This is a genomic window from Streptomyces sp. NPDC047453, from assembly GCF_040643155.1.
GTDB lineage: Bacteria > Actinomycetota > Actinomycetes > Streptomycetales > Streptomycetaceae > Streptomyces.
The window spans coordinates 1-8,364 of record NZ_JBEYTS010000139.1; the positions used below are offsets into that span (position 1 = coordinate 1).

Annotated in this window: 6 protein-coding genes and 5 pseudogenes; 6 read left to right on the forward strand and 5 right to left on the reverse strand. The window is 68.4% G+C overall.

All coding sequences use genetic code 11. The annotated features are described in order from the left end of the window. Together ABZ818_RS41705 and ABZ818_RS41710 are read right to left on the reverse strand one after the other, a co-directional pair. Positions 1 to 192, reverse strand: a pseudogene (locus ABZ818_RS41705) (hypothetical protein); the annotation flags it as partial. Next, on the reverse strand, positions 183 to 758 hold the full coding sequence (locus ABZ818_RS41710) for an RNA polymerase sigma factor (RefSeq protein WP_361427274.1): 576 nt from the start codon (positions 756 to 758) through the stop codon (positions 183 to 185). The gene ABZ818_RS41710 and the pseudogene ABZ818_RS41705, both read right to left, overlap by 10 nt. Before the next feature lie 654 nt (positions 759 to 1,412). Between ABZ818_RS41710 and ABZ818_RS41715 the strand changes: the two genes are divergently transcribed. Then, positions 1,413 to 2,525, forward strand: coding sequence for a hypothetical protein (locus ABZ818_RS41715; RefSeq protein ID WP_361427277.1), 1,113 nt, complete (start codon positions 1,413 to 1,415; stop codon positions 2,523 to 2,525). 261 nt (positions 2,526 to 2,786) lie between these two features. Then, positions 2,787 to 3,014 (forward strand): annotated as a pseudogene (locus ABZ818_RS41720) (IS110 family transposase); the annotation flags it as partial. A gap of 86 nt (positions 3,015 to 3,100) precedes the next feature. Here the strand turns inward: ABZ818_RS41720 and ABZ818_RS41725 are convergent. Next, positions 3,101 to 4,000 (reverse strand): GNAT family N-acetyltransferase, encoded by a 900-nt coding sequence (locus tag ABZ818_RS41725; RefSeq protein ID WP_361427280.1) that lies wholly within the window; start codon positions 3,998 to 4,000, stop codon positions 3,101 to 3,103. Between the two features lie 36 nt (positions 4,001 to 4,036). Further along, positions 4,037 to 4,861, reverse strand: a complete 825-nt coding sequence (locus ABZ818_RS41730) for a lipase (RefSeq protein WP_361427283.1) — start codon at positions 4,859 to 4,861, stop codon at positions 4,037 to 4,039. Between the two features lie 378 nt (positions 4,862 to 5,239). Between ABZ818_RS41730 and ABZ818_RS41735 the strand changes: the two are divergent. The 4 genes and pseudogenes from ABZ818_RS41735 to ABZ818_RS41750 all read left to right on the forward strand — a co-directional run. Continuing rightward, a pseudogene (locus ABZ818_RS41735) lies at positions 5,240 to 5,377 on the forward strand (Hsp20 family protein); the annotation flags it as partial. Between the two features lie 274 nt (positions 5,378 to 5,651). Further along, on the forward strand, positions 5,652 to 5,933 hold the full coding sequence (locus ABZ818_RS41740; RefSeq protein ID WP_361427286.1) for a DUF5133 domain-containing protein: 282 nt from the start codon (positions 5,652 to 5,654) through the stop codon (positions 5,931 to 5,933). Then, positions 5,930 to 6,938: pseudogene (locus tag ABZ818_RS41745) on the forward strand (acyl-CoA desaturase). The gene ABZ818_RS41740 and the pseudogene ABZ818_RS41745 overlap by 4 nt, the downstream one beginning before the upstream one ends. Further along, positions 6,935 to 7,067: pseudogene (locus tag ABZ818_RS41750) on the forward strand (TetR/AcrR family transcriptional regulator); the annotation flags it as partial. The pseudogenes ABZ818_RS41745 and ABZ818_RS41750, both read left to right, overlap by 4 nt. A gap of 437 nt (positions 7,068 to 7,504) precedes the next feature. Here the strand turns inward: ABZ818_RS41750 and ABZ818_RS41755 are convergent. Further along, the coding region (locus ABZ818_RS41755; protein ID WP_361427289.1) for a hypothetical protein at positions 7,505 to 8,364 on the reverse strand (860 nt) is incomplete at its 5' end.

The window sequence follows — 8,364 nt, forward strand, 5'->3', positions numbered from 1 at the left end:
CACGGTGTGCGGCTCCGCGGTCGGCGTGGCGTCCTGCGCCTGCTCCCAGGCCTGGCTGAGCAGGCGCCCGCAGGGCAGTACCTCGTCACCCGCGACCCGGACCTCGTCACCCGCGAGCCGGGTCGCGCTCTGGCCGGGCCTGTCGGTACGGGGCGGTTCGGAAGGCCGCGCGTGCGGGTCGTCTAGCGCCATGGGGACATCGCCTCTTGGAGAGACCGGCGTGCTCTGAACAGTCTGCGGCGCACCGCCTGCTCACTGGTGTGTGTCACGGCGGCGATCTCCTTGTACGGCAGTCCCTGCAGTTCCCGCAGGATCCAGCAGGCCTGCTGTCCGGTGTCCAGCTCGCCGAGGGCGCGGGCCAGGGCCGCCGCGGCCGCGTCCTGCTCGGCGGTTCGGGCGGGTGAGCTCGACTCGTCACTCGTTTCCGATTCGGGCACGGCGTCCAGGGGTATGGGTGGCAGTCGGCGGCTGCGCATGGTCAGGCAGCGGTTGACGGTGATGCGGTACATCCAGGTATGGAACTCGGCACTGTGGCGGTATTCCGGTAGTCGCCGCCAAGCGCTGACAAAGGCGTCCTGAACGGCGTCCTCGGCGTCCTGGACGCTGCCGAGCATGCAGTAGGCCATGGCCAGGAGGGGTCGGCTGTGCCGCCGGACGAGAACGGCGAAGGAGTCCTCGTCCCCCTCGGCTGCCCGTACGGCCAGCAGCCTGTCCGGCAGGTCGCATGCTGGCGGTGGGAAACCGGTGGGTTCGATCATGACGCTCCTGCACAGGGCTTGGAACGGGCGTCCGGCTCTGGTTCGCGAGTTCTAGGGAGACCCGACGGGCTAGGCCATCGACACCTCGTCCTCCGCGAAGGCGACGACCATCCGTCGCACCTGTAGTGCTGAAAGCGCAGCTCCTATCACTCAGTGTAGTGAGCTGCTACCTTACGTGAATTTGGGGTAGTGCCCGTCCCAAACGGCTCCCGGTACGGATGGGACGGGCCTCGCGGCGTGGTTCACCAAGCCACGACCAGCACCGTGTACCGGATCCCTTTCCCACGGCAACGCAGCGCTAGACGGGTATGCGTGTCCGGGACTCCCGTCACGCCCTCGGGCTCGCGCACCAGCCCGCCTTACCGCTACACCTCGATGTAGGCGACCACAGCGACGGTCTGCAGGGCGTGACGCATTTGCCGTCGGGCTGCTCCCTGAGCGCCCGGATCTGGCCAGCGATGTCGTCGCCGCTGAACGGGCGACTGTTGTGCCACTTTCCGACGCTGGTAAGGGGGCGTACTCGGGTGGCTGGCTCGCCAGGCGATCTTCGGCAGGCTTCCGCAGGATGGGTTTCGGTTGCCCGGCCGGAGTGGCGGACGGCGGGCGCTTTTCGTCGTGCGCGGCGCCATGCCGCCCGGAGCTCAGGAGCAGGAGATGGCAGCGGAGACGGATGTGCTGATACTGGCACTGGAAGATGCCCGTGACGCTCATGTCGCGGTCGTCGACCGGTTTTGGAGGGGTGCGGCCCTCACCCCGCCGGGCACCGACCGGCAACGGCTCGAAAGTCAGGCGAGTGAGGCGCAGTACCACGTCGGGCGCGTCGAGGCGCGGATGCGTGAAGTGCGACCGGCTCGTGGGCTGCTGTCGGGCGCCGGGCAGCTGATGTGGAGGGTGGCCCGCGGCGCCGTGCGGGTGAGCGTGCTTCCGCTGGGGGTGGGGGTGTCGGCCGTGATGGAGATCGTGCGTGGTGAGGGGCCGGCCGGTGAGCGCCGGCTGTTGAGGGCCGCCGTGGACGAGTACACGACGGCGGCCCGGGCGCTGGCGACCTGTCAGGCAGGCAAGGACATTGCCGAACGGCTCAACGACCAGGAGAGTGCTGAGCTGCTTGCCGTGCTCGGGCGGCAGGGTGAGGTGCTGCTGGAGACCAGCGAGGACAACCTCGCCCGACGGGCCGGGGCCGTGGCGGCGGCGGCCGAAGGCCCCCGTCCGCCGCGGGGAGAGGCTGCCGAAGGCAACAGCCTGCTGCAGGCGATCACGCGCCAGGTGCGGGTACGGCTCCAAAGGGTCACCGGACGCGTGGGGGGCCCGGGCGGGGGAGCCGGGCGGGAGATGCCCGTCGCCCGTGTGGCCGAGAAGGTGCAGGGCGCGATGGCCCGCGAGGAGGCCCTGCCCGTCCCCGGCTACAGCCGGTTCGGCGTCACGGAGATCCAGCAGCGCCTGCGCGGCCTGTCCCAGACGGAACTGGCGGTGATCGAGGGCTACGAACGCGCGCATGCGGGCCGCCGCGGTGTGCTGAACGCTATCGAGCATCTCCGCCAAGCCGAGCCCTGGGCCGGCTACGACGCGATGGACCCCGAACGCATCAAGATGCGCCTGCACGACGTCTCCGACGACATGGTCCGTCAGGTGCTGGAGTACGAGCGGCGCCATCGCCAGCGCGACACGTTGATCAACGCGGCCGAGGCCGTGCTCCAGAGGACGCCCGAGGCCACCCACAGGACGGAAGCGGACGCTCTGGGCGCGGTCACCCGCGACGAGGAGTCGTGAGCCGGCTACGAGGCGATGGGCCCCGAACGCATCAAGATGCACCTGCGCAACGAGTCCAACAGGACGGCCCGTCAGGTTGCTGGAGTACGAACGACAGCACCAGCATCGCGAGCGGGTCATCTCCGCAGTTCGCGTCGCTCGGCTGGACCGAGCTCATGACGCTCTACCTTTCTGCCGGGCCTGCCCCAGCCATTCGTAGGGTTTGGGGACCCAGGGGAGCCGGGTGTGGCTTTCATGACGCTGCCGACCATGGCTTGGGAGCCACAGCGCTACCACCGCAGACTTCAGCGCGTCTTCTACACGTCCGCGCTTATCAGCATCCGATGCGACCCCAACTCTCGGGCGTTCTACGACCGGAAGAGGGCCGAAGGCAAGCGGCACGTCCAAGCGGTACTCGCCCTCGCACGGCGCCGCGTGAACGTCATCTGGGCACTGATCCGTGACCGAAGGTGCTACCAAGTCGCACCACCCGTCACCGGGGCGGCTTGACAACAACATTAGGAAGCCTCCCACGACCGGCGTGTCTGTCGAACCGCAAGACGGCTGAGCCGCATAAGGAGACCCGGCCGGGGGATTCAGGGCAACGCAGGTCGCGGGGCTTGGGGGCGTGGGTGCTGGTAGGTCCACAGCTGGTCGACGAGGGTGAAGCCGAAGGAGCGGAAGAGCCGGGTGGCGGCGCGGCTCTCGGAGGCGGACTGCTGGGCGTCGTCGAGGACGAGAGCGACCTCGGTGGCACCCTGCTCGGCCAGCAGGGCCAGGGCCTGGCTCAGCAGCTTGTGGCCCAGGCCGCGGTGGCGGCGGGTGGGCAGGATCTCGATCCAGTAGACGGTCGCGGTGCGGTCGGGTTCCACGCTGACGACGGCTTCGGCGACCGGTTCGGCGGCCTCACGAATGATGAGGCGGTGGCCCGGAGGGTAGTCGCAGGGGAAGACATCGGCGACCAGCTTGGCCGACGGGGGCTCGGCAGGGAGCACGCAGTGCAGGTAGCAGCCCTGGCAGCGGCCGGTGAAGCCCGTCTGCACCAGGGCGTCGTGGGTGGCGCCGCGTCGGGTGCAGGGCAGCCCGCCCGGACCCAGGGGACCCGGCGGAGCACTCACGAACGCATCGATCCACGTGCAGTCGGCAAGTGCGGCAAGAGCGTGGCCGATCAGGGCCCGCAGGGCGCACGGGTCCTCGTGGGCGTGGACCCAGCAGATCAGACCGGTTCGCACATCGGTCCAGGACAAGTACGCGATGATCCCGTAGGGGCGGTCCTCGGCATCGGCCAGAACGTTGATCCGCGGCCTGGTCGGTACCGTCCAGCCGGCCAGGGGGAAGGGGACAGGACCGTGCCGCGCTGCGGCCAGCTTCTCCGGGGTGCAGTGCGGCTGCCCCGGCAGCCGGTCGGCGTCGATCAGTTCTCGCACCCCCGGTTCGTCCTGGGGGTGATACGGGCGTACCGTCGGCGCGTTCTTGGGGTTACGCGAAATAGCCATGCTGTCCGTCCGCACACGTGCTGACGTTCCTATCGGCTACCTCTCAGGGTCCTCCGTTTGCCTCCCGCTGTCACGAAGAACCTCGGCTGTGCCGTGGTGCTTTCCGTTCGCACTGAAGGTGTGGCCGTGTGGGAGGCCTGTGGCGGACGTGGCCTGCTGGGCCGCAGTGAGCAGCGAGCGCACCTGGTCGATGACCGGCTGGTGGACGGGGAGGGTCAGGTGCCCGACGCCGGGCACGAGGACATTGCATGCGTCGAGGTCTGGGTGGTCGATGCGGCCCCTGGTGGCCGGGATGATCACCTTGTCCAGGTCACTGTAGAAGGCCACGAACCGGGTACGGCACCCCGCGGCCGGCTCGGCGAGCTCGGTCAGCAGCTCGCTTCCCGGCCGTAGCTGGCGCAGAAGCGGATGCGGCGGTGCCAGCAGGGCCGCGGCGGTCCCGCCGTGCGGCGTCGCCAGCGTGATCACCAGCGGCACCTGCAAGTCCCCGCCGAGCCGCTGCACGTAGTAGCGGGCGATCAGCCCTCCAAGGCTGTACCCGATCACGACCACAGGCCGCCCGGCGCTGCGAGCACTGGCCAGCTCCACCTGCTCCCCCAGAACCCGGGCCACCGCGCGGATGTCCGGGCTGAGCGCGCGATAGCTCACCGTGATGAAGGGCCCCGCGCCGAAGCCACACAGCCCCCGCCGCAGCGCCCTGCACACCGATTCCCGGTCCGCCAGCCCATGCACCAACAGCACGGGGAGATCCCCATCTGCCGACGGCTCGTCCCGGATCATCCCCCGCCACGGCAGAGCACGACCGAAGTGCCCGGTCAGCTGACCGACGCCCCCCGCAGCCAGGTCGAGGGGGAGGCGCATCAGTCGCACGGTAACCCTGCTTGCCTCTGCACCCACGCCGCGTACCGGCGACAGCCCCGGCACCGACAGATGCGGTCCAAAAGGAATGCCCGTGGCCGTTCACCTTCTCTCCACACGCGCCCCCATATAGGAAACGTTGCGCGCTCCCGTTTGGATTCCCCTGCCACGGTGGCCGTTCCCATTCACGCTGGATGCTTCCCGCCGGCCGATGGATCTCGGGGGTGTCGGCGAGAACGATCGATGTCGTGCGCACACGCCCCTTTTCCGCCCAGGATGGGCAGGCAGCGAGCCGGCGTTCATGAGGCGTCTGGGCGTAGCCAGTGGTGAGGGCAGTATGAGCGGGCAGTCACGGGCAATCGAGTCGACCGAAGCGGCCGTTTCGAGTACCAGGCCCTGCTCCCGGCCGGTGTCCGGTCGGACGAGGTCAGTGCGACCCTGCACGACGGCGTGCTGACCGTCACCGTGCCCAAGGCGCAGGCCACCAAGCCGCGGCACATCGAGATCACTGAGTCCTGACAGGTCGGTCCCCTGTGCCGCGATGCCGTTGCCCGGCAGGCCCACCTGTGAGGTGCGGCCCTTCCAGTTGCCGTGCGACGGCTGATCGGCCGCCGCAGGCAGATGGCCCCTGGCCTTTGAGGGTGAAGCCAGGCGCCTCTGTCATGGCAGTCGGTCACCGGGACCCAACATGTCGCGGCCCCCAGCCCGACGCCGGAAGAGCAGCCGGGGACCGCAGGACATATCGATGCAACCACCCACGTCACCGCCAGCCCACCCAAGCCACGGCCTCAGGATGCGACAGGCGCCGACGGCTGCCACCGTATGGGTAACGGGGGTGGTCCACACGGGCTGGACCGGAAGGAAGGCAGTCGTGATCACGGCGCAGCCTGCTCTCCTGCGGGAGCTGGTCGAACGATGCGATTCGCTCAGGCGCCGCCTCGCTGCCGACAACTGCACCGAGACCGCCCGCCGGCTTGAGGACGCGACCTACAGGCTGTGTGTGATCACCGGCACCCGCCAGCTGGACACGGCGCTGCTCACCTGTCCCGACCCTCGACCCAGGGGACACCCATGACCGCGAGTTCCGATGTGATCGACGACGCCCCGAAGGCGACCGACGGCGCGGTGCCGTCTGCCACGCTGGGCGGTGAGCAGAAGCGTTCGATCGAGCAGATCACGCTGTTGCTGTTCATCACTGTCCCGTTCCTCGCGCTGCTGGCGGCGATGCCGCTGGCGTGGGGCTGGGGGGTGAGCTGGCTGGATCTCGGCCTGCTCGTGTTCTTCTACTTCCTCGGCTGCCACGGCATCACGATCGGTTTCCACCGGCATTTCACGCACGGCTCGTTCAAGGCGAAGCGGCCTTTGAAGATCGCGCTGGCGATCGCGGGGTCCCTGGCGGTCGAAGGGCCCTTGGTCCGCTGGGTCGCCGACCACCGCAAGCACCACAAGTTCTCCGACGCCGAGGGCGATCCGCACTCGCCGTGGCGGTACGGCGAGACGGTTCCGGCGCTGATGAAGGGCCTGTGGTGGGCGCACGTCGGCTGGATGTTCGACGGGGAGCAGACTCCGCAGGACAAGTACGCGCCTGATCTGATCAAGGATCAGACGATGCGGCGGATCTCCCGTCAGTTCGTGCCGTGGACGACGGCATCGCTCGTGCTGCCGGCGCTGATCGGCGGTCTGGTGACGATGTCGTGGTGGGGCGCGTTCTCCGCCTTCTTCTGGGGTTCGCTCGTTCGGGTGGCGTTGTTGCACCACGTGACGTGGTCGATCAACTCGATCTGCCATGCGGTCGGCAAGCGCCCGTTCAAGTCGCGGGACCGCTCGGGCAACGTGTGGTGGCTGGCGGTGCTGTCCTGCGGCGAGTCTTGGCACAACCTGCACCACGCCGACCCGACCTCGGCCCGGCACGGGGTGGAGCGCGGCCAGTTGGACTCCTCGGCGCGGATCATCCGTTGGTTCGAGTGGTTCGGCTGGGCGTACGACGTGCGCTGGCCGTCACGCTCGCGTATCGATTCCCGCCGCCAGACCGGGCGAGGACCGCTCCCGGCGCCGTAGGGAGAACGCCGAGGCGGCATGATTGACGCCGTGGCGACCGACACCAACAGTACCCCCAGCAACGACAAGCCGCGGCGCGCGCGTCGCACCCGTATGACCGGTGCCGAGCGCCCAGCAGCTGCTGGAGATCGGTCGCACAGAGTTCGAGGCGGACGCGGTCGCGCTGTGCCAGTCGCGGCCGGCGCGACGATCAGGACCCTGAGCTGCGCTGGGCCGAAGCGCTCCGCGCCGCGCTTCAATGCGAGTTCGGCACCGTCGAGCTCACGGACATTGACCCGCGCGTCAGGGTCACCCGTATCCGCATCCCCGTAATCCCCTCCGCGTAGGAGCTGCTCGCTTGGTAGGCCCGGTCCCACCTGGTGGTGGCTGGGGCTCCGCCCGCCGGTTGCGACAGCAAGCGTGGCTCGCGACCGGGCCGCACCCCATGTGGCTGCCTGCGCGCTCACCTCGCGGATTGCCGCCGCGGCCGCTCGCACCCTCGCTTGTGTCCGGTGGCGGCTGCGGTTGAGGTTGCGTCGCTAACTGCCCGGCCCGGCACGTTCGGTGCCCGCCATCGACGCAACCCAATGGGGACGTCGCTGCGGTGCTTCACTTTCCGCGGTAGATGTCCACCTGCAACTGGATCTCTTGATCGATCCGTTCGACCGCGGTGCGCGCCTGCCGTTCTAGCGCTTCGAAGCCCACCTCGATGGCGGCGTACTCCGTGAAGAGCGCATGCTTCTCCGCCACTGTGAGGAGGGTCTCTGCACGCTGACGCCAGATCATGAGGTCATTTGCATTGTGAGGGTAGGTTCTGCTGCGCAGTACTTCATTGCTGAAGATCGCTTCGATGTCACTGTCATCCACCTGGATGATGCGGAGGGCATCGCCTGCAACCGAGTTGGGGAAGTATTCCTCGACGTACTGGATGTTCCCTTCGAGCTCATCAAGGCGTCCAAGCAGGTGCTCGCTCAACGCGTCGCGGACAGCCTCCAGGTCCAGCCCGACCTCTTCCCGGAGCACGCTGGCTGCTCGTTCGGGCAGGCCGAAGGGGTCGTGCCATCCCTTGGGGCCCTTCAGGAAGCGGTCCAGCTCAGGGCCGGTGCCTTCGTCGCCCACGGATTGTGGCCTGAGCGCGGAGAGGACTGTGCAGGCCGCGTCGAAGTAGATGATCACGGCCGGGCGAAGCACTTCAACGCGATGGTGATCACGGTGGTAGGTCTCGTTGCGGTATTCGTGCAGTCGCTTGAGTACTGGCTCAACTTCGGCCGGAAGGCTTTCGCGCTCGACAAGGAAGTCGATCTTGTCGGGAAAGCTGCGGTCAATCTTCTTCCGCCTTCCCTTTGAGGTCACTTTCCCTTCGAGCTCCCTTATCCTCGATTCGTCAGCGGGTTTCGGTCGCTGATCGGTGCGGCTGTTCGCCCGTAATGTCCTCTGCCGTTGGAGGACGGGCCGTCGCGTGACGCCGC

Coding starts and splice junctions, on each gene's coding strand:
- ABZ818_RS41710 (WP_361427274.1), bottom strand. CDS start 758: ATGATCGAACCCACCGGTTTCCCACCGCCAGCATGCGACCTGCCGGAC.
- ABZ818_RS41715 (WP_361427277.1), top strand. CDS start 1,413: ATGGCAGCGGAGACGGATGTGCTGATACTGGCACTGGAAGATGCCCGT.
- ABZ818_RS41725 (WP_361427280.1), bottom strand. CDS start 4,000: ATGGCTATTTCGCGTAACCCCAAGAACGCGCCGACGGTACGCCCGTAT.
- ABZ818_RS41730 (WP_361427283.1), bottom strand. CDS start 4,861: ATGCGCCTCCCCCTCGACCTGGCTGCGGGGGGCGTCGGTCAGCTGACC.
- ABZ818_RS41740 (WP_361427286.1), top strand. CDS start 5,652: ATGCGACAGGCGCCGACGGCTGCCACCGTATGGGTAACGGGGGTGGTC.